Below are 24,535 nucleotides of genomic sequence, written 5' to 3'. Positions count from 1 at the left end.
CTTCTCCCCCTTCTGCTCCGGCTCGTTGGTCGGACCTCGACGGGTCGACGTCCGGGTCCGTCTCACACCTCCGCGCGCGCCTCCGCCCCCGTGCCCTCCGTCGCCGTCCCTGCCGGCGCCGTCGAACGGCGGCGCAGCACCAGGGCCACGAAGAGCACGGCGATCACGATGGCCACACCGTGTGCGACCGCGACGACCGACAGCGGCGAGAACACGTCGAGCGCGGCGCCGACCGCGATCATCCCGGCGCCGAAGCCGAAGCTCTCCACGGTCGCCGACAGCCCGAAGGCATGGGTGCGCAGCCGGTCCGGCAGGGTCTGGAGATGCTGGGTGTAGGACACCTCGGTCAGTCCGTCGGCGGCCCCCGCGACCAGCGCGATCAGTACGGTGGCGGTCCAGGGCAGACCGGCGAAGGCCAGGATGAAGGCGCCGGACATCACGATGGTGCCGAGCCCGAAGCCGAGGGCCCCCAGGGCCTGTTCCGAGCGCTTGGGCAGCCGCTGGATCACCTGCTGGGCCACGATGTTGCCGAACGCCCACACACACCAGAACACGCTGACGAACGTGGCCGGGCTGTCGGTGTCCAGTTCCGTCGAGTACACGGGCAGCGCCGCGTTGTGGGAGGACGAGCCGAGCGCGTCGACGCCCCGCAGCAGCACCATCAGGCCGAGCACGGGCGCGCCGGCCAGGACCACCACCGCGGCGGGCAGCCGGCGGCGCTTCTTCCCGGTCCCGTCCGGACCCGCCGCCTGTGCTGTGTCCTCCTCCGCGTCCGGCTTCTGCCGCCGGGTGACCGGCAGTTGGGCCACCGCGACCGCGCACACCAGGAACGTGGCCATGTCCAGCAGGAAGGCGGCCGTGTAGCCGAGCAGCGAGACGACCACACCGGCCGACGCGAACCCGGCCACCATCGCCACCGAACGCCCGCTCACCATCAGCGAGTTGGCCCAGGTGCGCCGGTCCTCGGTCACCATCTCCGGGATGACCGAGCTGCGCAGCGCGACCATGAAGACCGTGCCGGTGATCCCGCCCACCGCCGAGACGACGAACAGCACCGGGGTGCGCAGGGTGTCGGGCGCCGCCACCAGGACCGCCAGCACCGCCGCCTGCACCACGTTCACCCAGAACATGACCGACCGCGCCGACCACCGGGCCAGGATCGGCGCGGCCAGCAGCCCCGCGACGATCCCCGCGGCGAGCCGTACGGCCATGAAGGCGCCGACGGCCAGCGCGCGGTCGGTGACGGCGTAGACGTACAGATTGAGCGCGACGACGTTGAGATAACTGCCGTACGACGACAGGGCGTAGCCCGCGACCAGGACGCGGTACCGGCGTTCCCGCACCGAGGCCGTGACGGGTTCCGGCATTCTCGACTTCCTTCGCGGACGGCAACAGGGCGAGGTGCGGGCGGGGTTGGCCCACGGGGGCGGACCCGTCGAACAGAACCTGTCGAACAGTAGTCAGGCGGTGCGGAATTAGGCCTGAGGGACGACGGCGCATGAATGTAATCTGCACACTTGTGAAGCGTGATCATTTCGACCCACGCACGTGTGATTGCCACGAAACACGTCCGACCCGCCCTTGTCCGCGGGCGCTGGCGGTGTACCGCACGGCGCTGCGCGAGGGACGGGTGCCGGCCGACGAGGTGCCGCGCTGTCTGACCGAACTCGGACTGGTCGTCCCCGACACGGACCCGCCCGGCTGGTGTCTGCCGGTGGCGCCGGACGCGGCGCGGTTCGCCGTGCTGTCCACGATGGAGGACCGGCTGGCCGAGCAGCGCCGGGCCCTGCGGTCGGCGTCCGCACGGCTCACCGCCTTCGAGTCGCTGTACGCGCGCGAGCAGCGCTCGGCCCTGCCCGCGCTGGTCCGGCTCACCGAGAAGGCGGTGATCAGCGCGGCCCTGGAGGCGGCGGTGGGGGACTGCCGGCACGAACTGCTCACCGCCCAGCCGGGCGGCGGCCGCGCGGAGGCGACCCTGCGCGAGGCGCTCGGCCGTGATCTGCGGGCGCTGCGGCGCGGGGTGCGCCAGCGCACCCTGTACCAGCACACCGTGCACACGCACCGGCCGACCATGGCGTACATCGAGCGGGTCACCGAGGCGGGCGCCGAGGTCCGCACCCTGGCCGAGGTCGTCGAGCGGCTGATCGTCTGCGACCGCTCGGTCGCCTTCGTGCCGCTGTCGCAGGACAGCGCGGACGGCGCCCTGCAGATCCGGGACCCCGCCCTGGTCCGCTTTCTGGCCCGGGTCTTCGAGCAGACCTGGGAACGCTCCACGCCCGTGCACCCCGCGGACCCCGCCGAGCGCCGCAACCCCGCCGTCACCTCCGACCTCCAGCAGACGATCCTGCGCGCCGTCGTCGCCGGTGAGACGGACGACTCCATCGCCCGCCGGCTCGGCATGAGCCGCAGAAGCGTGGCGGAGCACATCAGGAAGGTGTCCTTACGGCTCGGCAGCGGCAGCAGGGCCCAGCTCGGATACCTGGTGGCCACGTCGGGTCTGCTGGAGGACGACGGCCGGTGACGGTGTGCGCGGTGCCCGTGTGACCTCGGTCCCACCCACGGGGGACCCGGGCCTGTCCGCGCGTTGACACCGCCGGGCCGCCGGTAGGGTGGCCCGGTTGTCATACGTAGCCGACCCTTCCGCCCCACCAGCCGAGCCGCTCGACCCCTTTTACGGAGACCGTGACTACCACCGCCGCCTCCTCCCATCACCTCTCTCCCGCCTTCCCCGGCCGCGCCCCCTGGGGCACCGCCAGCAAGCTGCGCGCCTGGCAGCAGGGTGCGATGGAGAAGTACGTCCAGGAGCAGCCGCGCGACTTCCTCGCCGTCGCCACCCCCGGCGCCGGCAAGACCACCTTCGCGCTGACCCTCGCCTCCTGGCTGCTGCACCACCACGTCGTGCAGCAGGTGACCGTGGTCGCGCCGACCGAGCACCTGAAGAAGCAGTGGGCGGAAGCGGCCGCGCGGATAGGGATCAAGCTGGACCCGGAGTACAGCGCGGGCCCGCTCGGCAAGGACTACCACGGGGTCGCCGTGACGTACGCCGGCGTCGGCGTGCGCCCCATGCTGCACCGCAACCGCGTCGAGCAGCGCAAGACGCTCGTCATCCTCGACGAGATCCACCACGCCGGTGACTCCAAGTCCTGGGGCGAGGCGTGCCTGGAGGCCTTCGAGCCGGCCACCCGTCGGCTCGCGCTCACCGGTACGCCCTTCCGGTCCGACACCAACCCCATCCCCTTCGTGACGTACGAGGAGGACAACGCCGGCATCCGCCGCTCCGCCGCCGACTACACCTACGGCTACGGCAACGCGCTCGCCGACCATGTCGTGCGGCCGGTCATCTTCCTGAGCTACAGCGGCAACATGCGCTGGCGGACCAAGGCCGGCGACGAGATCGCCGCGCGGCTCGGCGAGCCCATGACCAAGGACGCGATCAGCCAGGCCTGGCGTACGGCGCTGGATCCGCGCGGCGAGTGGATGCCGAGCGTGCTGCGCGCCGCCGACCAGCGGCTGACCGAGGTCCGCAAGGCCATCCCGGACGCGGGTGCCCTCGTGATCGCCTCCGACCAGGACTCGGCGCGTGCGTACGCCAAGCTGATCCGGGAGATCACCGGGACCAAGGCGACCCTCGTGCTCTCCGACGACGCGGGCGCGTCCAAGCGGATCGACGACTTCAGCGCCAGCAACGACCGGTGGATGGTCGCCGTCCGCATGGTGTCGGAAGGCGTCGACGTGCCGCGCCTGGCGGTGGGGGTCTACGCCACCACCATCTCCACGCCTCTCTTCTTCGCCCAGGCCGTCGGCCGTTTCGTGCGGTCCCGGCGCCGCGGCGAGACCGCCTCCGTCTTCCTGCCGACCGTCCCCGACCTGCTCACCTTCGCCAACGAGATGGAGGTGGAACGGGACCACGCCCTCGACAAGCCGAAGAAGGAGGGCGAGGAGGACCCGTACGCCGAGTCCGAGAAGGAGATGGAGGAGGCGAACAAGGAGCAGGACGAGGACACCGGCGAGCAGGAGCAGTTCTCCTTCGAGGCGCTGGAGTCCGAGGCCGTCTTCGACCGGGTCCTGTACGACGGCGCCGAGTTCGGCATGCAGGCCCACCCCGGGAGCGAGGAGGAGCAGGACTACCTCGGTATCCCCGGGCTCCTCGAACCCGACCAGGTGCAGCTGCTGCTCCAGAAGCGGCAGGCCCGGCAGATCGCGCACAGCCGCAAGAAGCCGGACTCCGAGGCGGACCTCCTCGAACTGCCCGCCGAGCGGCGGCCCGTCGTCTCGCACAAGGAGATGATGGAGCTCCGCAAGCAGCTCAACACCATGGTCAGCGCGTACGTCCACCAGAGCGGCAAGCCGCACGGGGTCATCCACACCGAGCTGCGGCGGGTGTGCGGGGGACCGCCGAGCGCGGAGGCGACGGCCGGGCAGCTGCGGCAGCGGATCGCCAAGGTGCAGGAGTGGGCCACCCGGATGAAGTGACGCCGGGTGCGGTGAGGTGACATCACCGGGCATGGCGGGGGCGCGCGTCGATCACCGGTGCGCCGTACATATCACGACAAATCGGAGTGCTCCGTACCAGCCACTGCCCGGATTCTGGACGGAGCCTTCCGCTCAGCGAACCGGCATCGCTACAGTCCCGCTACGCACACGCCCCGTGGCAGCGCCGCCGCGGAGCGCAGCCGTGAAGCGACGCGGTCCGGAAACCGCTCCGGGCCGCCGGCCGATCGGCGGCCTCTGAAGCGCGTCACCGACGGGACTCGATGACGCATCCCCGCGACAGGGCCGCCGACCTCACCACTTGGAGGAGTGGGCGTCGTGACCGCGGAGACCTCTCAGACGCTCGACCGAGGACTGCGTGTCCTCAAGCTGCTGGCCGATACGGACCACGGGCTGACCGTCACCGAGCTATCCAACAAACTGGGCGTCAACCGGACCGTGGTGTACCGGTTGCTCGCCACGCTGGAGCAGCATGCCCTCGTACGGCGTGACCTGGGCGGACGTGCCCGGGTCGGGCTCGGCGTGCTGCGCCTTGGCCGTCAGGTGCATCCACTGGTGCGCGAGGCGGCCCTGCCGGCCCTGCGTTCACTGGCCGAGGACATAGGAGCCACCGCCCATCTCACCCTGGTCGACGGGGCGGAGGCGCTCGCCGTCGCCGTGGTCGAGCCGACGTGGACGGACTACCACGTGGCGTACCGGGCCGGATTCCGTCACCCACTGGACCGCGGGGCCGCCGGCCGAGCGATCCTCTCCGCCCGCACCCAGCCGCTCCGGGACCCCGGGTACACCCTGACCCACGGGGAGCTGGAGGCCGGCGCGAGCGGCGCCGCCGCACCGCTGCTCGGCGTCACGGGCGTCGAGGGCAGCGTCGGAGTCGTGATGCTGGCCGACGCGGTGCCGGAGCGCGTGGGGCCACGGGTCGTGGACGCGGCGAAGGAGGTCGCGGAGGCATTGCGCTGACCGTTCACCGGATCCGCGAGCCATGAGGGCGGGGCGGCCCTGGACCGCCCCGCGTTTCCGGCTCCCGCCCGGCTTCGGCCAAGTCGCCGGGAGTCCGCTGAGGCGGACCAAGGGGGTGGGGCAGCTCACCCTGCTCAGCGTGGGCGCCACCCTCGGCACCGGCATCTTCGTCGTGCTGGAGGACGGCCGTCTGCCGGTCCCGCGCACCCCGGGTATCGGCGTCGAGCCGCTCCCCGAGGCGCTGCGGCGCTTCGCCCGGCGCCGGGAGGACCTCTGCGCCGGCTGACCGGGCCCCGGCCGGAAGTGGTCGTCGCGTTAGATTGATCCCGTGCTCTCTCGCCTCACACGCCCCCAGGCCGTAGCCGTCTGTGCCCTGCCCGTCGTGGCCCTGCTCGCCACGGCGGCCTTCGCGCCGCTCCCGTTCTCGCTGGCCCAGCCCGGTATGACGGCCGACGTCCTCGGTGAGAACAAGGGCACCCCGGTGATCACGATCTCGGGCGCGCCGACCCGGGACACCAGCGGACAGCTGCGGATGACGACGATCGAGGCGACGAATCCGGACACCCGGGTCTCGCTCGGCGATGTGCTCGACGCGTGGTTCGACACGGACCGGGCGGTCATGCCGCGCGACTCGGTCTATCCGAGCGGGCAGTCCACCAAGGAGATCGAGCGGCACAACACCGCGCAGATGAAGGAGTCCCAGGACGCGGCGACGCAGGCGGCGCTGAACTACCTGGACCTGAAGGACGACGACATCAAGGTCTCGCTGAAGCTGGCCGACGTCGGCGGCCCCAGCGCGGGCCTGCTGTTCTCCCTGGGCATCGTCGACAAGCTGGACGGCGACGGCAACGGCGGCGACCTCACCGGCGGCCGGACCATCGCCGGGACCGGCACGATCGACGCGGACGGCACGGTGGGCGCGGTCGGGGGCGTGCCCCTGAAGACGCAGGCCGCGAAGCGGGACGGGGCGACGGTGTTCCTGGTCCCCAAGGACGAGTGCGCGGACGCGGAGGCGGAGCTGCCGAAGGGGCTGCGGCTCGTGCCGGTGACCACGCTGAAGGGAGCGGTGAGCGCGCTGGTGGCGCTGGAGACGGGCAAGGGCTCCGTCCCGAGCTGCTAGGGCCTCTGAGGCGGCACTACTTCTCCTTCACGAACCCCTCCTTCTTCATCCAGTCCAGCGCGACCTGGTGCGGATCCTGGCCGTCCACGTCCACCTTGGCGTTCAGCTCCTGCGCGACCGTGTTGTCCAGTTTCCTCGTGACCGGGTCGAGGACCTCCGCGATCGCCGGCCACTTCTCCAGCGCCTTGGAGTTGATCACGGGGGCCGCGTTGTAGTTGGGGAAGAACTTCTTGTCGTCGGCCATCACCACGAGGTTCATGGACCTGATGCGGCCGTCGGTGGTGAACACCTCGCCGTAGGTGCAACTGCCCTTCTTCACCTGCGTGTAGATGATCCCGGTGTCCATCTGGGTGATGTTGCCCGCCGGGACGCTCATCCCGTACGCCTTCTCCATGCCCGGCAGTCCGTCCGCGCGGTTGGCGAACTCGCTCTCCACACACAGCGTCACGGCCCCGGGGTCCGACTTCGACAGCGCGGCCACGTCCGACAGGGTCTTCGTGCCGTACTTCTTGGAGTCGGCCTGGTTCATCGCGAGCGCGTACGTGTTGTTGAGGGCCGCCGGCGGCAGCCACGTCAGCCCGTTCCCCAGGTCGGCCCTGCGCACCGCCTCCCACTGCTCCAGCGGGTCCGTGATCGGCTCGCTGTTGCCCAGATACGTGATCCAGGCGGTGCCCGTGTACTCGTACATCCCGTCCGCGTCACCGGACTTGACCGCCTCCCGCGCCCCGATCGAGCCCTGGATGCCCGTGCGGTCCAGGACGTCGGCCCCGGCCGCCTGGAAGGCGATCCCCATGATCGCGCCGAGGATCAGCTGCTCGGTGAACTCCTTGGAGGTCACGGTGAGGCTCGCGCCCTCCAGCGGCTCGCCCTGTCCGATCGAGCCCGGCGTCACGTCGTCGACCATCGGGGAACCGCTCGTCAGACCGCAGGCCGAGGCCAGGACCAGCACACCCGCCGTCGCCAGCACGCCCGCGCGCCTCATGTCCCCACCTCCAACCCCCGTGGCCTGAGCAGCAGTTCGGCGAGCGAGGCCAGCCAGTCCACCAGCAGGGCGAGGGCGACAGTGAGGATCGAGCCCAGCATCAGCACCGGCATGCGCTGGTTGGTGATGCCGGTCGTGATCAGGACGCCCAGACCCCCGCCGCCGCCGAAGGTCGCCAGCGTCGCCGTCCCGACGTTCAGCACCAGCGCCGTGCGCACACCCGCCAGGATCAGCGGGACCGCCAACGGCAGTTCGACGCGGGCGAGCACCCCCAGCGGGGACATGCCGATGCCCCGGGCCGCCTCAAGGAGCGTCGGGTCGTTGGCCTTCAGGCCCGCGACGGTGTTCGACAGCACGGGCAGCACGGCGTAGATGATGATGCCGATCAGCGCCGCCTTCGTGCCCGTGCCCAGCCAGATCACCAGCAGGGCCAGCAGACCGATCGCCGGTGTCGCCTGCCCCATGTTGGCGATCGCCATCACCACCGGGGTCGCCGGGCGGAACATCCGGCGGGTCAGCAGGATGCCCAGCGGGATCGCGATGATCAGCACGAAGAACGTCGAGATCACCGTCAGCTGCACATGCTGCCAAAGGGCCTTGGAGACCTGCCCGTTCGACAGCGCGTTCTCGGAGATCGGATCCAGGTGCGCCTGCTGGAACCACAGCCAGGTCGCCAGCAGCAACGCCACCAGCACGGCGGGCAGAAAGGTCAGCTTCTGCCAGGTGACCCGCCGCCGGGCGGTGGCCGGCGGGGGCGGCGCCTCCTGTTCCGTCGGGGCGTCCTCCTCCAGCTCGGGGATGCTCACGCCTTCTTCTCCCCTCCGTCGCCCTCCTGCTCGGCGTGCGTCTGGTGGGCGCGCGCCTCCTCCAGCTCGTGCTGGTGCTCCATGGCGTCCAGACGGTCGGCCTCCAGCAGCTCGTGCACGGAGTTCATGAGCGTCTCCATGTCGACGACGCCGTCGTACTCGCCGCGCCGCCCGGTGACCGCGACCCGCCCCGCGTTGTCCGTCAACACCGCTTCCAGGGCGTCCCGCAGGGTCGCGTCCCGGGTCACCGTGTCGCTGACGAGCGTGCCCGCCCGCGCCAGCGAGCCCTTCGCCCGCATCAGGTCGCCGCGCCGCAGCCACTTGTAGGGCCGTCGGCGCTTGTCGAGCAGCAGGATCTCGTTCGTACCGCTGTCCCGAAGTCTGTTGAAGATCTCCTGGAGCGGATCGTCGACGGTCACCGTCGGGTAGTCGGTGATCTCCACATCCCGTACGCGGGTCAGATTCAGCCTCTTCAGCGCGGCCCCCGCCCCGACGAACCCGGACACGAAGTCGTCCGCCGGGTTGGTGAGGATCGCCTCCGGGGTGTCGAACTGCGCGATGTGCGAGCGTTCGCGCAGCACGGCGATCCGGTCGCCGAGCTTGATCGCCTCGTCGAAGTCGTGCGTGACGAAGACGATCGTCTTGTGCAGCTCGTGCTGGAGCCTGATCAGCTCGTCCTGGAGATGGTCACGGGTGATCGGGTCGACCGCGCCGAACGGCTCGTCCATCAGCAGCACGGGCGGGTCCGCCGCCAACGCCCGCGCGACGCCCACGCGTTGCTGCTGACCGCCGGAGAGCTGCCGGGGATAGCGGCCGTGGAACTCGCCGGGGTCGAGGCCCACCAGGTCGAGGAGCTCCTCGACACGGTCCTTGATGCGGCTCTTGCCCCAGCCGACCATCTTCGGCACCAGCGCGATGTTCTGCGCGACCGTCATGTGCGGGAACAGCCCCGCCGACTGGATCGCGTAACCCACCTTGCGGCGCAGCTTCACCGGGTCGATGTCGGTGACGTCCTCGCCGCCGATGCGGATCCGGCCGCCGGTCGGCTCGATCAGCCGGTTGATCATCTTGAGCGTGGTCGACTTTCCGCAGCCGGAGGGGCCGACGAAGATGACGATCTCGCCCGCCTTGATCTCCATGTTGACGTCGTCGACGGAGGGATGGGGATTGCCGGGATACCTCTTGGTCAGGTTCTCCAGCTCGATGGAGGCACCGGAGGCTTCAGACACGGATCCCCCTGGGAATGGTCAGCCGTCCGATCAGGACGTACGCGGCGTCGAACAGCAGGGCCAGGACGATGATCCCGAGCGTGCCCGCGAGCACCTGGTTGAGGGCGTTCTTGCTGCCCAGGGAGGCGATGCCGCGGAAGATCTCGTTGCCGAGACCGGGCCCGGAGGCGTAGGCGGCGATGGCGGCGATGCCCATCAGCATCTGCGTGGAGACCCGGATACCGGTCAGGATCGGCGGCCAGGCCAGCGGCAGCTCGACCCGCACGAGCCGCATCGGCCGGGACATCCCGATGCCCGTCGCCGCGTCCACCAGCGACGGGTCGACGCCGCGCAGGCCCACGATCGCGTTGCGCACGATCGGCAGCAGGCCGTACAGGGTCAGCGCGATCACCGTGGGCGGCACACCCAGGCCGACGATCGGGATGAGCAGACCGATCATGGCGAGCGAGGGGATGGTCAGGATGGTCGAGGTGGCCGTCGTGGCGAGGTTGCCCGCCCATTCGCTGCGATAGGTGACCACCCCGATCAGCACCCCGATCAGCGTCGCCACGACCATGCACTGGAAGACGGCGCTCGCGTGCTGGTAGGCGTCCGAGAGCAGCTGCTGATGGCGGCTGTGCAGGTACTCCCAGAAGTTCACACGCGGTCACCCCACGACGGCCAGGCCCGGTCGGCTAAGTCCTCTCCTCGTCCCCGGCCGCCTGCTCCACCAGCGGGATGATCCGCAGCGGAACGGGGTTCTCCATGACGATCGCCGTGGCGGCCCGGACAATGCCATCAAAACCGACGACCCGGTCGATCACCCGCTGGAGATCGGCGTTGGAGCGGGCCACGAGCCGGCACAGCATGTCCCCGCTGCCGGTGGTGGTGTGCAGCTCCAGGACCTCCGGCACGGTCGCCAAGTGGGCCCGTACGTCCGCCCCTTGCCCCTGCCGGATCTCCAGCGTGGCGAACGCGGTCACCGGATAGCCGAGCGCGGCCGGATCCACCTGCGGCCCGAATCCCCGGATGACGCCATTCGACTGAAGCCGGTCAAGACGTGCCTGCACGGTCCCGCGCGCCACCCCCAGCCGCCGGGACATCTCCAGCACCCCGATCCGCGGCTCCCGCGCCAGCAGCACGATGATCCGCCCGTCCAGTCCGTCGATCCCCACGAGAGCCGCCCTTCCCGGTGGTCATCCTGTACAGAGAGCCCGCCGAAACGGACCCGACACTGGTCATATTGCACACCAGAAACGCGAACTATTGCGCACCTTGCGTCGGCGGAGAAGGCTGCCGGTATGACGCAGACCACTCACCACACTCCCGACACCGCCCGGCAGGCCGACCCCTTCCCGGTCAAGGGAATGGACGCGGTCGTCTTCGCCGTGGGCAACGCCAAGCAGGCCGCGCACTACTACTCCACCGCCTTCGGCATGAAGCTGGTCGCCTACTCCGGACCGGAGAACGGCAGCCGCGAGACCGCGAGCTACGTCCTGGAGAACGGCTCCGCCCGCTTCGTCCTCACCTCGGTCATCAAGCCCGCCACCACCTGGGGCCACTTCCTCGCCCAGCACGTGGCCGAGCACGGCGACGGCGTGATCGACCTCGCCATCGAGGTCCCGGACGCCCGCGCCGCCTACGCCTACGCCCTGGAGCACGGCGCCCGCTCGGTCGCCGAGCCGTACGAGCTCAAGGACGAGCACGGCACCGTCGTCCTCGCCGCCATCGCCACGTACGGCGAGACCCGCCACACCCTCGTCGACCGCTCCGGCTACGACGGCCCCTACCTCCCCGGCTTCTCGGCGGTGTCCCCCCTCGTCGAGCCCCCCGCCCACCGCACCTTCCAGGCCATCGACCACTGCGTCGGCAATGTCGAGCTCGGCCGGATGAACGAGTGGGTCGGCTTCTACAACAAGGTCATGGGCTTCACGAACATGAAGGAGTTCGTGGGCGACGACATCGCCACCGAGTACAGCGCGCTGATGTCGAAGGTCGTCGCGGACGGCACGCTCAAGGTCAAGTTCCCGATCAACGAGCCCGCCATCGCCAAGAAGAAGTCCCAGATCGACGAGTACCTGGAGTTCTACGGCGGCGCGGGCGTCCAGCACATCGCGCTCAACACCAATGACATCGTCGAGACCGTACGGACCATGCGGGCGGCCGGAGTCCAGTTCCTGGACACCCCGGACTCCTACTACGACACCCTCGGCGAGTGGGTCGGCGACACCCGCGTGCCCGTCGAGACCCTGCGCGAGCTGAAGATCCTCGCCGACCGCGACGAGGACGGCTATCTGCTGCAGATCTTCACCAAGCCGGTCCAGGACAAGCCGACCGTGTTCTTCGAACTCATCGAGCGGCACGGCTCGATGGGCTTCGGCAAGGGCAACTTCAAGGCCCTCTTCGAGGCGATCGAGCGGGAGCAGGCGCGGCGCGGAAACCTGTGAAGGTCAGGTAAATCCACAAGCGCTTTCGCAGAACCTTGAAACCGGTGAACGCGAGTTGACACTCTCTGGTCCTGTGGACGTCATCCGGGCGTCCACAGGACTCAGGGGACACCGACCGTGACCGACCGCATCGACCTCGACATACCGGCGACCCGCTGGCTGAAGGAGAAGGCCCTCAAGGAGGGCACGGTCCTGCAGTCCTTCGCCTTCGACGAGGTGCATGAGCACCTGTACGTCCTCCAGGTGCGGCGCGGCGGCATCGGCGCCGGCAACCTGTGCCTCAACAAGCTCGACTACGACGGCGAACTGCTCGGCAGCATGAACCTCCAGGGCTTCGGGCACGGCGTCAGCATGGGCGTGCAGAACGCCGCCGACGGCAAGGTCTGGATCTGGACCGAGGCCGACTCCAAGGGCGGCTACGGCCAGGGCGTCACCCGCCTCCAGTTCAAGAACGGCGCCACCCGCACCGGCGAGGACGTCAAGATACGCAAGCCGATACCGGGGTCCACCAACAACCAGCCCGCGGTCTGCATGGCCTCGCAGCGCATCGCCGTCCGCTACCGCCTCAAGGGCAGGCCGCGCTACCGGATCTGGGACCTCGACGCCTTCGTCGCCCGCGACTACGACCACCCCGTCGCCGACATCGCCCAGCCCGCCGCGCACCCCGACAAGAAGATCCCCTTCCAGGGCTACACCCTGCACCGCGACCACATCTACCAGCTCGCCGGCACGGCCTACGACGCCGAGACCAACCCGCCCGCCGAGCACGGCAACGCCTACCTCTCCTGCGTCGACATCACCACCGGCGAACTCGTCCAGCAGCAGCGCACCGAGGCCGGCCGCTCCCTCGCCTACCGCGAGCCGGAAGGCCTCGCCGTCCGCGGCAAGGGCGGCACGCGGCTGTATCTGGGCCTGGCCTCCGGGGCGGCCGGCAAGCGCAGGTTCTCCCTCTACGCCAAGCCGAAGCAGTAGGGCGAACGTACGCTGGCCGCATGGCCAGGATCAACGACGTCGGCGGCACCCAGGGGTTCGGCGCCATCGACACCACCGACGACACCGAGCCCTTCCACGCGGACTGGGAGGCCCGGGTCGTCGGCCTCTTCAACACCCTGCGCGGACAGGGGATCTTCAACACCAACGAGTTCCGCGACGCGATCGAGTCGATGCCGCCCGCCGAGTACCTGGCGGCGTCGTACTACGAGCGCTGGTTCACCGCGATCTGCGCGCTGCTGGAACGCAAGGGCGTGCTCGGGCCGGGTGAGCTGGATGACTGATCGCTTCCCGCCCGGCACCCGGGTGCGCACCTTCCGCCACGACCCGCCGCACCACACCCGGCTGCCCCGGTACGCGCGCGGCAAGCGGGGCGTGATCGTGGAGCCGGAGGGCCCGGACGAACTGCCCGACATCAGCGCACAGGGGCGCGGGGACGCGCCGGTCGAGCAGATCTACGCGGTCCGCTTCGAGGCCCGCGACCTGTGGGGCGAGGGCGACCATCACGTCGTACTGGATCTGTGGGAAAGCTACTTGGAAGAGGACCGAGCCGATGAGCGGTGACCACCACACCGACGCGACGATCGCCCGCCGGGTCCGCCGCCTGGAGACCCTGCTGGAGGAGAAGGGCGTGATCACCGGCGAGAAGGTGGACGAGGCGATCGACGCCTTCCTCGCCGCCTCGTCACCGGCGAACGGGGCGAAGGTCGTCGCCCGCGCCTGGACCGACGAGGCGTACCGGGCCCGGCTGCTGGCCGACGGGACCGCCGCCGTACAGGAGTTGGGCTACATGGACGGCTCCTACCAGCGCCTGCGCGTCGTCGAGAACACCGCGACGACCCACAACGTCATCGTCTGCACCCTCTGCTCCTGCTACCCGCTGCGCCTTCTCGGCCCGTCCCCGAGCTGGTACAAGTCCGAGGCCTACCGCTCCCGCGTGGTGCGGGAACCCCGGGGCGTACTGCGGGAGTTCGGGCTGGAGCTGCCCGACACCGTGGACATCACGGTGTGGGACTCCAGCGCCGAGTCCCGCTACATGGTGCTGCCCCGCAGACCGGAGGCGACCGAGGAGCTCGGGGAGGACCAACTGGCGGCACTGGTCACGCGCAACGCGCTGATCGGCACCGCCGCGCTCTAGGACTCCTCCTCCGGCTCCGACTCCTCCTCCGGCTCCGACTCCGATTCCTCCTCCGCCTTCGCGTCCATCGCCGGCACCTCCTCCGCCGGCGGCTCACCCAGCGCCGTCAGCGCCTCCCGAGCCGTCCGCGCCCCCAGCGGCGAGAAGTACGGGTTGATCCGCAGCGCCTCCTGGAGGTGCCGGCGGGCCGGCCCGTCCTTCTCCAACTCCCGCTCGATCATGCCCCGGTGATACGCGTACAGCGCACTGCGCACCCCGCCCCCGCGCACCTTGTCCGTCGCCCGCACCGCGTACCGCAGCGCCTCCTCGTGCTGACCGGCCCGGTGCAGCGCCCACCCCAGCGCGTCGGCCACCGCGATCCCGGGCTGACGCCGCCACTCGGCCCGCAGCCGTCGTACGGCCGCCTGCGGATCCCCGTGGTCCGCCTCGAACACCCCGAGCACCAGCTCCTCGTCGGCCCCGCCCGCCGCGGCACCGCGCACCCGCTCCCGCAACAGGTCGTACTGCACCTGGGCCGCCTGCCGCAGCCCCAAAGACTCGTACAACTCACCCAGTTCCAGGGCGTACTGCGGGTCCGGCCGCTTGGCCAGCGCCACCCGGTACGCGCTCAGCGCCTCCGAGGTCCGCCCCAGCGCCGCCAGCACCCGCCCCTGCCCGGCCTGCGCGGCCCGCTGGTCGGGGTCGATCCGCACCGCCTCCTGGAAGTGCCGCAGCGCCGGCTCACGGTCGCCGCGCTCCCAGGCCAGCTGCCCCACCCGCTCCAGATACGCGGCCCGTTCGGCCGGCGCCCGAGCGCCCGCCGCCGCGTCGGAGAGCTGCGCCATCGCGTCCTCGCGCCAGCCCCGGTCCCGGTAGACCGCCCCGGCCCGCGCCATCACGGCCGGCCCGCCGCGCAGCCCCTGCAACCGCTCGAGCGTCCGCTCGGTCGCCTTCCAGTCGCCGAGGCCGGTGTAGGCGTCGATCAGCGGCGGATACGTCGTCCAGCGCTTGGGATCCAGCTTCAGCGCGGCCTCGCCCCACTTCTTCGCCGCCCGGAAGTCCCGCCGCGCGTTCGCCAGCACGGCGAGCCCGGCGAGCGCCTCGGCGTTCCCCCTGGCCCGCACCCTCAGCGACGTACGCAACGCGTGGTCGGCCTTCGGGTAGTACGCCGGCTCCGCCGTCCGCCGCCCCTGCTCCACATACGCCACCCCGAGCACCGCCCACGACCCGGCGTCCCGCGGATGCCTCCGCAGATGCGTCTCCCGCTCACCGATCAGCGCCGCCAGATCCGGCAGCGCGGCCGCCACCCCCGTCGTCACCGCCGCCCGGGCCTGCGCCCCCGGGGCCGGCGCGGGCGCCCGCGTCTTCGGCGGCTCCCAGGGCAGCAGCATCAGCGTCCCGCCGAGCACCAGACACCCGGCGACCGCCGCGATCAGCGCCCGCCGTGCGATGCGCGAACGCCGGGGGGCCGCCTCCTCATGGTTCTCCATGGCGATCACTGTGCGTCAATACGACGACCACACCCGGGCAGGCGACGGTTGCCGCAGACGGGGTTCACACCGATGGACCCAGGTGCGAACCTGTGATCATGAGCCGTATCGAAGCGCCTCGCGACGAACAGACAGGGAACCTGGTCGACCGTCTCCTGAGCGGTCTGCCCGCCGAGGCCGTCCTGACCGACCCCGACGTCACGGCCTCCTACGCCAACGACATGGCCAGCTTCTGCCCGGCCGGCGCCCCCGCCGTCGTCGTCCTGCCGCGCACCGTCGAGCAGGTCCAGCACGTCATGCGCACCGCCACCGAACTGCGCGTCCCCGTCGTCCCGCAGGGCGCCCGCACGGGCCTGTCCGGCGGCGCCAACGCCACCGACGGCTGCGTCGTGCTGTCCCTGACGAAGATGGACCGCATCCTCGAGATCAACCCCGTCGACCGCATCGCGGTGGTCGAACCCGGCGTCATCAACGCCACCCTCTCCCGCGCGGTCAACGAACACGGCCTCTACTACCCGCCGGACCCCTCCAGCTGGGAGATGTGCACCATCGGCGGCAACATCGGCACCGCCTCGGGCGGGCTGTGCTGTGTGAAGTACGGGGTGACGGCGGAGTACGTCCTCGGACTCGACGTCGTCCTCGCCGACGGCCGCCTGATGTCCACCGGCAGGCGGACCGCGAAGGGCGTCGCCGGATACGACCTGACCCGGCTGTTCGTCGGCTCGGAAGGCTCCCTCGGCATCGTCGTCCGGGCGATCCTCGCCCTGCGCCCGCAGCCGCCCGAGCAGCTGGTGCTGGCCGCCGAGTTCGCCTCCGGCGCGGCCGCCTGCGACGCGGTGTGCCGGATCATGGAGGGCGGACATGTGCCGTCCCTCCTCGAACTGATGGACCGTACGACGGTCAAGGCCGTCAACGACCTCGCCCACATGGGACTCCCGGAGACCACCGAGGCCCTGCTGCTCGCCGCCTTCGACACCGCCGACCCGGCCGCCGACCTCGCCGCCCTCGGCGCGCTGTGCGAGGCGGCCGGTGCGACGCAGGTGGTTCCGGCCGACGACGTGGCCGAGTCGGAGCTGTTGTTGCAGGCCCGGCGGCTCTCGCTCACCGCACTGGAGGCCGTCAAGGGCACCACGATGATCGACGACGTGTGCGTGCCCCGCTCCCGGCTCGGCGAGATGCTCGAAGGCACCGAGCGGATCGCCGAGAAGTACCAGCTCACCATCGGCGTCGTCGCCCACGCGGGCGACGGCAACACCCACCCCACCGTCTGCTTCGACGCGGCCGACCCCGAGGAGTCCCGGCGCGCCCGTGAGTCCTTCGACGAGATCATGGCCCTCGGCCTGGAGCTCGGCGGCACGATCACCGGCGAGCACGGCGTGGGCGTACTGAAGAAGGAGTGGCTGGCGCGCGAGATCGGCCCGGTGGGGGTGGAGATGCAGCGGCAGATCAAGCAGGTCTTCGACCCGCTGGGGATCCTCAACCCGGGCAAGCTCTTCTGACGTCCGCGGGCGGTCACTCCCCGTCCTTGGACTCGTCGCTCGGCCACGGGTCGCGCAGCCACAGGTCGTCGGCGGGCGTCGGGGCGAGCAGCTCCGCCAGGGCGTCGTCGATACCGAGCTGCTCGCCCTCAGACCCCGGGGGCACCACCCGCAGCGTCCGCTCCAGCCAGGCCGACACCTGGGCCGCGGGTGCCTCCAGGAGGGCGTCCCCGTCGGGTGAACTCAGCGCCATCAGCACGACGCTGCGGCCGTCCACCTTCGTCGGCCACACCCGCACGTCCCCGTGCCCGCACGGCCGGAAGACCCCCTCCACCAGCAGCTCGCGGGCGAACGTCCAGTGCACCGGGTGGTCGGAGCCGATGTGGAAGGCGACGTGGACGGCGTACGGGTCGTCGGAGCGGTAGCTGAGCCGGGCCGGGACCGGGATGCTGCGCTCGGGCGACAGGATGAGCTTGAGCTCCAGCTCGCGCTCTACGACGGTGTGCATGGCGTGTGTTCCCCTCTCGTGTCTGTCTCGTACGAGTGGAGAGAGGCGGTGCGGCCGGAACCATTACGCGGGTTCGGGAAACTTTTTTCCCGGGGGTTCACGACGTTGCCCAAAAGGGGTGGGTCCGGTGGGACTGGCGGTGGCGGTTGCGCCTGTCTGACTGTGTCTTCCCGGGGGATAACCCCCGGACCCCCAGCAGAAAGGACAAGCGGCCATGCCCGGATAGAGGGCCGTAAGGCCAGAGCCCCCCAGTGTCGGCTCCGCGTCTGATAGATGTGGATCCCCACAAACGACCCCCGAGCAGATACCGGACGACGGACATGAGCGCCCCAACCCCGGCCCCCGGTGACGACAGGCCCCGCGAAGGGTATTACCCGGACCCGTCCATTCCTGGATATGTCCGGTACTGGAACGGTGCCGCCTGGGTGCCGGGCACCAGCCGGCCGGCCCCGTCGGACGGCGCGGCTCCGGCCCCCGCGGCGGTGGAGGAGACGGGCCCGCACTTCTTCGACGAGGACCCGCAGCCGGCGCCCTCCCCGTCCGACGCCCAGCACGGCAGCCGTCCCGAACCCGCGTCCGCCTGGGGCGCCGACCGCTCCCATCAGTCCGGTTTCGGCGGCGACCAGGACCGCCGGGTCTCCTGGGGCGCGGCGGCGGGCACCGACCCCCGCGTCCCCTCGGACACGACGAGCGGCGACGGCACGACCACGATCCCGCCCGCGGAGCCCGACCCGGCCCCCTCGGGCAACACGTTCGTGTTCCGCAGGCCCACGGCCGGAACAGCACCGGCCTCCGGCCCGGGCACGCCGCGGCAGGGCGCACCGGCGGACGGCGGCCCGACGGGCATGGGCGGCGCCAACTCCGCCCAGGACACGGGCCGCCCCGCCTCGGGCGGCCCGGGTACGGCGGGTTCCAGCGGCGCTTCCGCCTCCGGTGCCGGGGCCTCGGGCGGCCCGGCCTTCGCCGGGCCCGGCGCGGGTGCCCCGGGTGCGGCAGGCTCCCACGGCCTTTCCGGCGGCAGCGCCTCCGGCGGCCCGGCCTTCGGTGGCCCCGCCTCAGGCGGCCCCGGTGCGGCCGGTTCCCACGGTCCCTCCGGTGCCGTAACTCCCGGCGTACCCGCCCCCGGTGGCCCCGTGGCCGACGAGGGCACCATGACCTTCCGGGCGCTCTCCCCGCGCACGGCCCAGCAGGGTGGGGCGCAGGGCGGGGGCACGGGCGGCGCACGGTCCGAGGGTGCGGCGGCGGCCGGCTTCGGTGCCCAGCCCGCGGCCGGCCCCGGCTTCGGCGCGGGCAAGGCCGCCGCCGAGCGTGCCGGTGTCCAGGGCGTCGTAGGGCAGGCCGCTCCCTCCGGCCCGCAGGCGACTCCGCAGACCCCGGCCGCGTCCGTCCCCCAGCAGCCCACCCCCATGGCCAGCGGCGCCGGCGGCGGCCAGTCCTCCTGGGCCCAGCAGGTGCACCGCCTCGCGAGCACCCCCGGCGAGGACCAGCCCGTCACGCCCTGGAAGCCGCCCGTGGAGGACATCTTCCAGGCCGCCGCCCGGCGGCAGGCCTCCGCGCGCCCCGCGGGCCTCGGCAAGCGGCTGACCGCCCGGCTGCTGGACACCGTCGTCCTCGTCGGCGTCACCGCCGCGGCCGCCGTCCCGCTCGGCACCAGGGCCCTGGACCACGTCAACGAGAAGATCGACGCGGCCAAGCTCTCCGGCGAGACCGTCACCGTCTGGCTCCTGGACGGCACGACCTCCGCCTACCTCGGCATCGTCCTCGCCGTCCTCCTTGTCTTCGGCGTCCTCTACGAGGCGCTGCCCACCGCCAAGTGGGGCCGCACCCTGGGCAAGAAGCTGCTCGGCCTCGAAGTGCGGGACATCGAGGGCGGCGAGCCCCCGACCTTCGGCGCGGCCCTGCGCCGCTGGCTCGTCTACAGCGTCCCCGGACTGCTCGCGATCGGTGTCGTGGGTGTCGTATGGGGCCTGTTCGACAAGCCGTGGCGCCAGTGCTGGCACGACAAGGCCGCACATACGTTCGTAGCGGGATAGCCGGATACGGCACCCGGGCCACCGGATTCCGTACCCCGGACGGCCGCTCGCCGGATGCGGAGCCGTGGGGATCGCGGTCGACTCGGGCCATGAGCAGCGAACCGCCCCCCGGCTCCGGCCAGCAGCCGCCGGAAGACGACCCGTTCAGGAAGCAGCCCCCGCCGTCGGGCGGCGAGGGTTCCCCGTACGGCAGTCAGCCCCCGCCGTCAGGGGACCCGGGCTCGCCGTACGGCAGTCAGCCCCCGCCGTACGGAGGCGGCAGCCCCTATGGCGGTGGGCCCTACGGCGGTGGTGATCCGTACGGCGGCGGCTCGTACCCGAACGACCCGCTCGCCGGCATGCCCCCGCTCGCCGCGAGCGGCAAGCGCACGCTCGCCCGGATCATCGACATGATCCTCGTCGCGATCGTCGTCTGGCTGCTCACCTGGGGCTTCGGCGTCAACGAGTACGACGTGGACCCGGACAAGGTCGAGTACGGCAAGTCCTTCACCCAGTCGCTCATCACGGCCGTGCTCTACATCGCCTACGACACCGTCATGACCAGCCGCTCCGGCCAGACGCTCGGCAAGAAGTGGCTCGGGATGCGGGTGGCGAACCTCGAGAACGGCTCCACGCCCTCCGTGCAGACCTCGCTGACGCGTGCGGCGGTGCTGTGGATCCCGTTCGCGTTCTGCTGCGCCTGTCTCTGGACCGCGATCTGCGGCGGCTGGAGCTACTTCGACAAGCCCTACAAGCAGGGCCTGCACGACAAGGCGGCGAAGACGGTGGTGGTCAGCGTCAACTGACCACCGGGCACCGTCAGTTCATCAGGAGGCGGCGCGCTCGTGCACCGGCTCGGTCGCCAGTACGGTGACCGACGCCGGTACGGGCGTCTGTGCCGTCTCCGCCCGCTCGGTGGGCTTGCGCACCGCGACCACGCGGGCCTTGGGCATGGGGACCGTCATGGCGACGAGCAGCCCGAGGGCGAGCGCCGCGACGGCGATGACCGCGATCCCCACACCCGAACTCGTCTGTGACAGCAGCAGCATGGCGAGCGTCGAGAAGATCACGGTGAACGAACCGTAGGCGAGCTGTGCGGCAGTCGGACGAGGCATGGCAATCGTGTCCTCGGAAGTGGGGGTCCACGGGGGGTGTCGGCCTGGCTTTCCGCCGTTTTGGGGCGTTCCGCCGAATGACTCTAATCGCGTGCATGCCCGAGCGGAACGAACGGTAAGCGTGACCTAACCAACAGTACCGGTGCATGGGGGGCGCACGGAGTCATGGCGTCCACGAAGTGGACATGCGCGAGCGCCGGTCGAGGGCGGCTCAGGACCTTCTCGAGATGTTCGTAAAGCGGACGCCGGATCCGCATAGTGCAGTTGTCCTGTTCAAGTCAAGGTCTGTCTTTTCTTCTGAACCTCTAGTCAAATGCCGTCACTTGACTAGGGGAGGAAGACTCAAGTGCCCAGCAGACCCTGGACGTTCAGAGCGGCCGCGACCACCGTCGCATTGGCCGCCGCGACGGCGACCATCTCCACCTTCGCCGTCGCGCAGGCCGACACCACCGCGGCTCCGGCCGCGGCGAACCGCACCGATCCGCAGCCGGCGAAGACCACGCGGGAGCACGACTTCGACGGCCCGCTCTCCAAGACCCGGGAGGCGCAGCGCGAAGAGGCGCTGAAGCAGGTCATATCCGGCGCCGCCACGGTCAAGAACCGTGACGGCTCCAAGGTCGTCGAGCTCAAGAGCCGCAAGGGCGACAGCAAGTACGTCGAGCTGGGCCGCGAGCAGACCGACAAGATCTTCACGATCCTCGTCGAGTTCGGCGACCAAGCCGACCCCCGCTACGGCGGCACCCCTGGCCCCGCGCACAATGAGATAGCCGAGCCGGACCGCACCCAGGACAACAGCACGGCCTGGCAGGCGGATTACAACAAGGCGCACTTCGAGGACCTCTACTTCGGCGACGGCACCGCGTCGATGAAGACCTACTACGAGAAGCAGTCCTCGGGCCGCTACTCCATCGAGGGCGAGGTCACCGACTGGGTCAAGGTCCCCTACAACGAGGCCCGTTACGGCTCCAACTCCTGCGACACCTGCGCCTGGAACGCGGTCCAGGACGGGGTCACGGCATGGGTCGCCCAGCAGAAGGCGGCGGGGCGCACCGAGGCCGAGATCAAGGCGGACATCGCCGAGTTCGACCAGTGGGACCGCTACGACTTCGACGGCGACGGCGACTTCAACGAGTCCGACGGCTACATCGACCACTTCCAGATCGTGCACGCCGGTGAGGACGAGTCCGCGGGCGGCGGCGCCCAGGGCGAGGACGCCATCTGGGCGCACCGCTGGTACGCCTTCGGCACCGACCAGGGTGCGACCGGCCCCGAGGGCAACCTGCTCGGCGGCACCCAGATCGGCGACACCGGCATCTGGGTCGGCGACTACACCATCCAGCCGGAGAACGGCGGACTCGGCGTCTTCGCCCACGAGTACGGCCACGACCTCGGTCTGCCGGACCACTACGACACCTCCGGCGGCGAGAACTCCACCGGCTTCTGGACGTTGATGTCCTCCGGCTCCTGGCTCGGCACCGGCAAGGACACCATCGGCGACCTGCCCGGCGACATGACCGCTTGGGACAAGCTCCAACTGGGCTGGCTGGACTACGACGTGGCGAAGGCCGCGACCAAGTCGAAGCACAAGCTGGGTGTCGCCGAGTACAACACCAAGAACAAGCAGGCCCTCGTCGTCGAACTGCCCGAGAAGGCGGTCACCACCGAGATCGTGACCCCCGCCCAGGGCGCCACCCAGTGGTGGAGCGGCAGCGGCAACAACCTCAAAAACACGCTGACCCGTTCCGTCGACCTCACCGGCAAGTCCGCGGCGACGCTGAGCCTCGACGGCTGGTGGGCCACCGAGGCCGCCTACGACTACGTCTACACCGAGGTCTCCACCGACGGCGGCACCACCTGGACGCCGATCGACGGCACCGCGGACGGCGCGGCCCTCCCGCGCGACGCCAGCGGCCAGCCGACGCTCACCGGTTTCTCGGAGACGTACAAGAAGCTGTCGTTCCCGCTCGACGCCTACGCGGGCCAGAAGATCGACCTGCGCTTCCGCTACTCCACCGACGGCGGTGTGGCCGAGAAGGGCTTCACGGCCGACCGGATCACCGTGACGGCCGACGGCGCCGCCCTGTTCGCCGACGACGCCGAGACCGCGGACGCGGCCTGGACGGCGAGCGGCTTCACCCGGGTCGGCGCGTCCATCACGGACGACTACGCGCAGTACTACATCGCCGAGAACCGCCAGTACGTGTCGTACGACAAGACGTTGAAGGTCGGCCCGTACAACTTCGGCTTCACCACGACCCGTCCGAGCTGGGTGGAGCACTTCCCGTACCAGAACGGCCTGTTGATCTGGAAGTGGGACACCTCCCAGGCGGACAACAACACCAGCCAGCACGCGGGCACCGGCCTGGTCCTGCCGGTCGACTCGCACCCGACCGCGCTGAAGTGGTCCGACGGCACGGCGATGCGCAGCCGCATCCAGTCCTACGACTCGCCCTTCAGCCTGTACCGCACGGACGGCATCACGCTGCACAAGGCGGACGTCGCGACGAGGATCCCGTCGTCGAAGGGTGTGCCGGTCTTCAACGACCACACCAGCACGTACTACGACGAGACGACCCCGTTCGCGGGCGTCAGGCTCACTGACACCAACACCAAGATCAGGATCGTCCAGGAGGCCCTGAACGGCTCGACGATCTCGCTCGAAGTGGGCCCCGCGGTGAAGTAGTCGCCATTTCCGCAGGTCAGAAGCGAATCGGCGGTGACCCCTGGCGGGTCGCCGCCGATCGTGTTTAGGTGCGTCCTGATGACTTTCTTATTGACACCGGTGCACACGGGGGTGTGACTGCATGGCCGCAGGAGGTTTCTGCAAGCTGCCGACCGGCAGCGTGGTGGTGGCGCTGAACCTGCCCAGCCCCACCACCGACGGCACGGGCTGCGTCCGTGTCCTCGTCCACGCCCGCAACCGCGCCCGAGCCCTGACCAGGCTGCGCAACCTGGGCCTGCGAGCGGTCTACCTCCGCGGCAACGCCGCCCCGCCGACCCCGGACGAGGTGACGGCGGTCCTGCACCACCCGGACGGCCTGATATGGCGCACGGCGCCTGACAACGCTGTCGTGCCGGGCCCGGAACTGGCCCAGGAGCTGTGGCATCCGATCAGGGCCCTGATCAGGAGGCCGGCGGCACCGGCGTAAGGCTCCCGGGCTCCGTAAGGGGTTCCCGCTAGGCGACGACCGGCTTCCCGGAGAGCTCCACCCCGGCCTGCCGCAGCTCCTCCAGCGCCCGGTCGGTCGTCTCGGCGGCCACCCCCGCGGTCAGGTCGAGGAGCACCTGCGTACGGAAGCCCTCCCGGACGGCGTCCAGCGCGGTGGCCCGTACGCAGTGGTCCGTGGCGATGCCCACCACGTCCACCTCGACGACCTCCCGCGCGCGCAGCCAGTCGGCCAGCGGGACGCCGTTCTCGTCGGTGCCCTCGAAGCCGCTGTAGGCCGCCGAGTACGCCCCCTTGTCGAAGACGGCGTCGATGGCGCCCGAGGCGACGGCCGGGGCGAAGTTCGGGTGGAAGCCGACCCCCTCGGTGCCGGCGACGCAGTGCGCGGGCCAGGAGTGGGCGTAGTCGGGGTTGTCGGCGAAGTGACCGCCGGGCGCGATGTGGTGGTCGCGGGTGGCCACCACATGCTGGTAGCCGGAGCCGCCCGCCGCCTGTCCGATCAGCTCGGTGACGGCGGCGGCCACATCGGCACCCCCGGCCACCGCGAGACTGCCCCCCTCGCAGAAGTCGTTCTGTACGTCGACGACGATCAAGGCGCGGCGCATGGTGGGTGTCCTTCGACTAAGAGTGAACTTACGAGCCTAG

25 protein-coding genes are annotated in these 24,535 nt (G+C 70.7%); 15 read left to right on the top strand and 10 right to left on the bottom strand.

Annotated elements, in window-relative coordinates:
- Window positions 1–62: 62 nt before the first annotated feature.
- A complete protein-coding gene (locus tag ACFY0U_RS04790) occupies window positions 63–1,367 on the bottom strand; it encodes an MFS transporter (RefSeq protein ID WP_388630135.1) in 1,305 nt (434 codons plus the stop codon).
- A gap of 233 nt (window positions 1,368–1,600) precedes the next feature.
- On the opposite strand from ACFY0U_RS04790, the gene ACFY0U_RS04785 reads away from it, so the two are divergent.
- From ACFY0U_RS04785 to ACFY0U_RS04765, 5 genes are all read left to right on the top strand, one after another.
- Window positions 1,601–2,521: a LuxR C-terminal-related transcriptional regulator gene (locus ACFY0U_RS04785; protein WP_388630132.1), complete on the top strand. Its 921-nt coding sequence runs from the start codon at window positions 1,601–1,603 to the stop codon at window positions 2,519–2,521.
- A gap of 161 nt (window positions 2,522–2,682) precedes the next feature.
- On the top strand, window positions 2,683–4,473 hold the full coding sequence (locus ACFY0U_RS04780) for a DEAD/DEAH box helicase (protein WP_388630129.1): 1,791 nt from the start codon (window positions 2,683–2,685) through the stop codon (window positions 4,471–4,473).
- A gap of 336 nt (window positions 4,474–4,809) precedes the next feature.
- Window positions 4,810–5,451 carry an IclR family transcriptional regulator gene (locus tag ACFY0U_RS04775; RefSeq protein ID WP_046259016.1) on the top strand — a complete coding sequence of 214 codons (642 nt, stop codon included), beginning with the start codon at window positions 4,810–4,812 and terminating at the stop codon, window positions 5,449–5,451.
- 115 nt (window positions 5,452–5,566) lie between these two features.
- Entirely contained in the window at window positions 5,567–5,737 is a 171-nt protein-coding gene (locus ACFY0U_RS04770; RefSeq protein ID WP_388630126.1) for a hypothetical protein, read from the top strand.
- 42 nt (window positions 5,738–5,779) lie between these two features.
- Window positions 5,780–6,571, top strand: a complete 792-nt coding sequence (locus tag ACFY0U_RS04765) for a PDZ domain-containing protein (protein ID WP_388630123.1) — start codon at window positions 5,780–5,782, stop codon at window positions 6,569–6,571.
- 16 nt (window positions 6,572–6,587) lie between these two features.
- Here the strand turns inward: ACFY0U_RS04765 and ACFY0U_RS04760 are convergent, their stop codons facing one another.
- From ACFY0U_RS04760 to ACFY0U_RS04740, 5 genes are read right to left on the bottom strand one after another with little or no spacing between them, the layout of a single operon-like run.
- On the bottom strand, window positions 6,588–7,553 hold the full coding sequence (locus ACFY0U_RS04760; RefSeq protein ID WP_388630120.1) for a glycine betaine ABC transporter substrate-binding protein: 966 nt from the start codon (window positions 7,551–7,553) through the stop codon (window positions 6,588–6,590).
- On the bottom strand, window positions 7,550–8,359 hold the full coding sequence (locus ACFY0U_RS04755; RefSeq protein ID WP_388630117.1) for an ABC transporter permease: 810 nt from the start codon (window positions 8,357–8,359) through the stop codon (window positions 7,550–7,552). Before ACFY0U_RS04755 ends, ACFY0U_RS04760 begins: the two co-directional genes overlap by 4 nt.
- Window positions 8,356–9,588, bottom strand: a complete 1,233-nt coding sequence (locus ACFY0U_RS04750; protein WP_388630114.1) for a betaine/proline/choline family ABC transporter ATP-binding protein — start codon at window positions 9,586–9,588, stop codon at window positions 8,356–8,358. Before ACFY0U_RS04750 ends, ACFY0U_RS04755 begins: the two co-directional genes overlap by 4 nt.
- The gene (locus ACFY0U_RS04745; RefSeq protein WP_388630111.1) at window positions 9,581–10,228 is read right to left on the bottom strand and encodes an ABC transporter permease; all 648 of its coding nucleotides are present in this window, start codon (window positions 10,226–10,228) and stop codon (window positions 9,581–9,583) included. The genes ACFY0U_RS04750 and ACFY0U_RS04745 overlap by 8 nt, the downstream gene beginning before the upstream one ends.
- A 34-nt stretch (window positions 10,229–10,262) precedes the next feature.
- Window positions 10,263–10,742, bottom strand: coding sequence for an Lrp/AsnC family transcriptional regulator (locus ACFY0U_RS04740; protein ID WP_388630108.1), 480 nt, complete (start codon window positions 10,740–10,742; stop codon window positions 10,263–10,265).
- Window positions 10,743–10,868: 126 nt separating this feature from the next.
- On the opposite strand from ACFY0U_RS04740, the gene hppD reads away from it, so the two are divergent.
- The 5 genes from hppD to nthA all read left to right on the top strand — a co-directional run bounded on the left by hppD (window position 10,869) and on the right by nthA (window position 14,142).
- On the top strand, window positions 10,869–12,014 hold the full coding sequence (hppD, locus tag ACFY0U_RS04735; protein ID WP_388630106.1) for a 4-hydroxyphenylpyruvate dioxygenase: 1,146 nt from the start codon (window positions 10,869–10,871) through the stop codon (window positions 12,012–12,014).
- Window positions 12,015–12,131: 117 nt separating this feature from the next.
- Window positions 12,132–12,986, top strand: coding sequence for a Teichoic acid biosynthesis protein C (Precursor) (locus ACFY0U_RS04730; protein WP_388630104.1), 855 nt, complete (start codon window positions 12,132–12,134; stop codon window positions 12,984–12,986).
- A gap of 20 nt (window positions 12,987–13,006) precedes the next feature.
- Window positions 13,007–13,288: a hypothetical protein gene (locus ACFY0U_RS04725; RefSeq protein WP_388630101.1), complete on the top strand. Its 282-nt coding sequence runs from the start codon at window positions 13,007–13,009 to the stop codon at window positions 13,286–13,288.
- The gene (locus tag ACFY0U_RS04720; RefSeq protein ID WP_388630099.1) at window positions 13,281–13,568 is read left to right on the top strand and encodes an SH3-like domain-containing protein; all 288 of its coding nucleotides are present in this window, start codon (window positions 13,281–13,283) and stop codon (window positions 13,566–13,568) included. The genes ACFY0U_RS04725 and ACFY0U_RS04720 overlap by 8 nt, the downstream gene beginning before the upstream one ends.
- Entirely contained in the window at window positions 13,558–14,142 is a 585-nt protein-coding gene (gene nthA, locus ACFY0U_RS04715; RefSeq protein ID WP_388630096.1) for a nitrile hydratase subunit alpha, read from the top strand. Before ACFY0U_RS04720 ends, nthA begins: the two co-directional genes overlap by 11 nt.
- On the opposite strand, the gene ACFY0U_RS04710 is transcribed toward nthA, so the two are convergent.
- Window positions 14,139–15,611 carry a tetratricopeptide repeat protein gene (locus ACFY0U_RS04710; protein WP_388630093.1) on the bottom strand — a complete coding sequence of 491 codons (1,473 nt, stop codon included), beginning with the start codon at window positions 15,609–15,611 and terminating at the stop codon, window positions 14,139–14,141. The two genes, nthA and ACFY0U_RS04710, sit on opposite strands and share 4 nt — an antisense overlap.
- 92 nt (window positions 15,612–15,703) lie before the next feature.
- On the opposite strand from ACFY0U_RS04710, the gene ACFY0U_RS04705 reads away from it, so the two are divergent.
- A complete protein-coding gene (locus ACFY0U_RS04705; RefSeq protein ID WP_388630090.1) occupies window positions 15,704–17,110 on the top strand; it encodes an FAD-binding oxidoreductase in 1,407 nt (468 codons plus the stop codon).
- A 13-nt stretch (window positions 17,111–17,123) separates the two neighbouring features.
- On the opposite strand, the gene ACFY0U_RS04700 is transcribed toward ACFY0U_RS04705, so the two are convergent.
- Complete coding sequence (locus ACFY0U_RS04700) at window positions 17,124–17,597, bottom strand: SsgA family sporulation/cell division regulator (protein ID WP_388630087.1); 474 nt, start codon at window positions 17,595–17,597, stop codon at window positions 17,124–17,126.
- 320 nt (window positions 17,598–17,917) lie between these two features.
- Between ACFY0U_RS04700 and ACFY0U_RS04695 the strand changes: the two genes are divergently transcribed.
- Both ACFY0U_RS04695 and ACFY0U_RS04690 read left to right on the top strand, forming a co-directional pair.
- Window positions 17,918–19,630, top strand: coding sequence for an RDD family protein (locus tag ACFY0U_RS04695; protein WP_388630084.1), 1,713 nt, complete (start codon window positions 17,918–17,920; stop codon window positions 19,628–19,630).
- Between the two features lie 89 nt (window positions 19,631–19,719).
- Window positions 19,720–20,415: an RDD family protein gene (locus tag ACFY0U_RS04690; protein WP_388630081.1), complete on the top strand. Its 696-nt coding sequence runs from the start codon at window positions 19,720–19,722 to the stop codon at window positions 20,413–20,415.
- A 21-nt stretch (window positions 20,416–20,436) separates the two neighbouring features.
- On the opposite strand, the gene ACFY0U_RS04685 is transcribed toward ACFY0U_RS04690, so the two are convergent.
- A complete protein-coding gene (locus tag ACFY0U_RS04685) occupies window positions 20,437–20,724 on the bottom strand; it encodes a hypothetical protein (RefSeq protein WP_388630078.1) in 288 nt (95 codons plus the stop codon).
- A gap of 346 nt (window positions 20,725–21,070) precedes the next feature.
- On the opposite strand from ACFY0U_RS04685, the gene ACFY0U_RS04680 reads away from it, so the two are divergent.
- Window positions 21,071–23,407 (top strand): immune inhibitor A domain-containing protein, encoded by a 2,337-nt coding sequence (locus ACFY0U_RS04680; protein ID WP_388630075.1) that lies wholly within the window; start codon window positions 21,071–21,073, stop codon window positions 23,405–23,407.
- Window positions 23,408–23,528: 121 nt separating this feature from the next.
- The gene (locus tag ACFY0U_RS04675) at window positions 23,529–23,873 is read left to right on the top strand and encodes a hypothetical protein (RefSeq protein ID WP_388630072.1); all 345 of its coding nucleotides are present in this window, start codon (window positions 23,529–23,531) and stop codon (window positions 23,871–23,873) included.
- A 28-nt stretch (window positions 23,874–23,901) separates the two neighbouring features.
- Here the strand turns inward: ACFY0U_RS04675 and ACFY0U_RS04670 are convergent, their stop codons facing one another.
- A complete protein-coding gene (locus ACFY0U_RS04670) occupies window positions 23,902–24,495 on the bottom strand; it encodes an isochorismatase family protein (protein ID WP_388630069.1) in 594 nt (197 codons plus the stop codon).
- Window positions 24,496–24,535: the final 40 nt, after the last annotated feature.

Origin of the sequence: Streptomyces sp. NPDC001536 (genome assembly GCF_042894505.1) — a bacterium.
In the GTDB taxonomy this organism is placed as follows: Bacteria; Actinomycetota; Actinomycetes; order Streptomycetales; family Streptomycetaceae; genus Streptomyces.
The sequence above is the reverse complement of the archived record's forward strand: the minus strand, read 5'-3'. Positions and strand labels throughout refer to the sequence as shown.

Excerpts from the sequence above, each read along its gene's own strand:
- ACFY0U_RS04790 (WP_388630135.1), bottom strand. The coding sequence starts at position 1,367 with ATGCCGGAACCCGTCACGGCCTCGGTGCGGGAACGCCGGTACCGCGTC.
- ACFY0U_RS04760 (WP_388630120.1), bottom strand. The coding sequence starts at position 7,553 with ATGAGGCGCGCGGGCGTGCTGGCGACGGCGGGTGTGCTGGTCCTGGCC.
- hppD (WP_388630106.1), top strand. The coding sequence starts at position 10,869 with ATGACGCAGACCACTCACCACACTCCCGACACCGCCCGGCAGGCCGAC.
- ACFY0U_RS04725 (WP_388630101.1), top strand. The coding sequence starts at position 13,007 with ATGGCCAGGATCAACGACGTCGGCGGCACCCAGGGGTTCGGCGCCATC.
- ACFY0U_RS04720 (WP_388630099.1), top strand. The coding sequence starts at position 13,281 with ATGACTGATCGCTTCCCGCCCGGCACCCGGGTGCGCACCTTCCGCCAC.
- nthA (WP_388630096.1), top strand. The coding sequence starts at position 13,558 with ATGAGCGGTGACCACCACACCGACGCGACGATCGCCCGCCGGGTCCGC.
- ACFY0U_RS04710 (WP_388630093.1), bottom strand. The coding sequence starts at position 15,611 with ATGGAGAACCATGAGGAGGCGGCCCCCCGGCGTTCGCGCATCGCACGG.
- ACFY0U_RS04700 (WP_388630087.1), bottom strand. The coding sequence starts at position 17,597 with ATGCACACCGTCGTAGAGCGCGAGCTGGAGCTCAAGCTCATCCTGTCG.
- ACFY0U_RS04695 (WP_388630084.1), top strand. The coding sequence starts at position 17,918 with ATGAGCGCCCCAACCCCGGCCCCCGGTGACGACAGGCCCCGCGAAGGG.
- ACFY0U_RS04690 (WP_388630081.1), top strand. The coding sequence starts at position 19,720 with ATGAGCAGCGAACCGCCCCCCGGCTCCGGCCAGCAGCCGCCGGAAGAC.
- ACFY0U_RS04685 (WP_388630078.1), bottom strand. The coding sequence starts at position 20,724 with ATGCCTCGTCCGACTGCCGCACAGCTCGCCTACGGTTCGTTCACCGTG.
- ACFY0U_RS04675 (WP_388630072.1), top strand. The coding sequence starts at position 23,529 with ATGGCCGCAGGAGGTTTCTGCAAGCTGCCGACCGGCAGCGTGGTGGTG.
- ACFY0U_RS04670 (WP_388630069.1), bottom strand. The coding sequence starts at position 24,495 with ATGCGCCGCGCCTTGATCGTCGTCGACGTACAGAACGACTTCTGCGAG.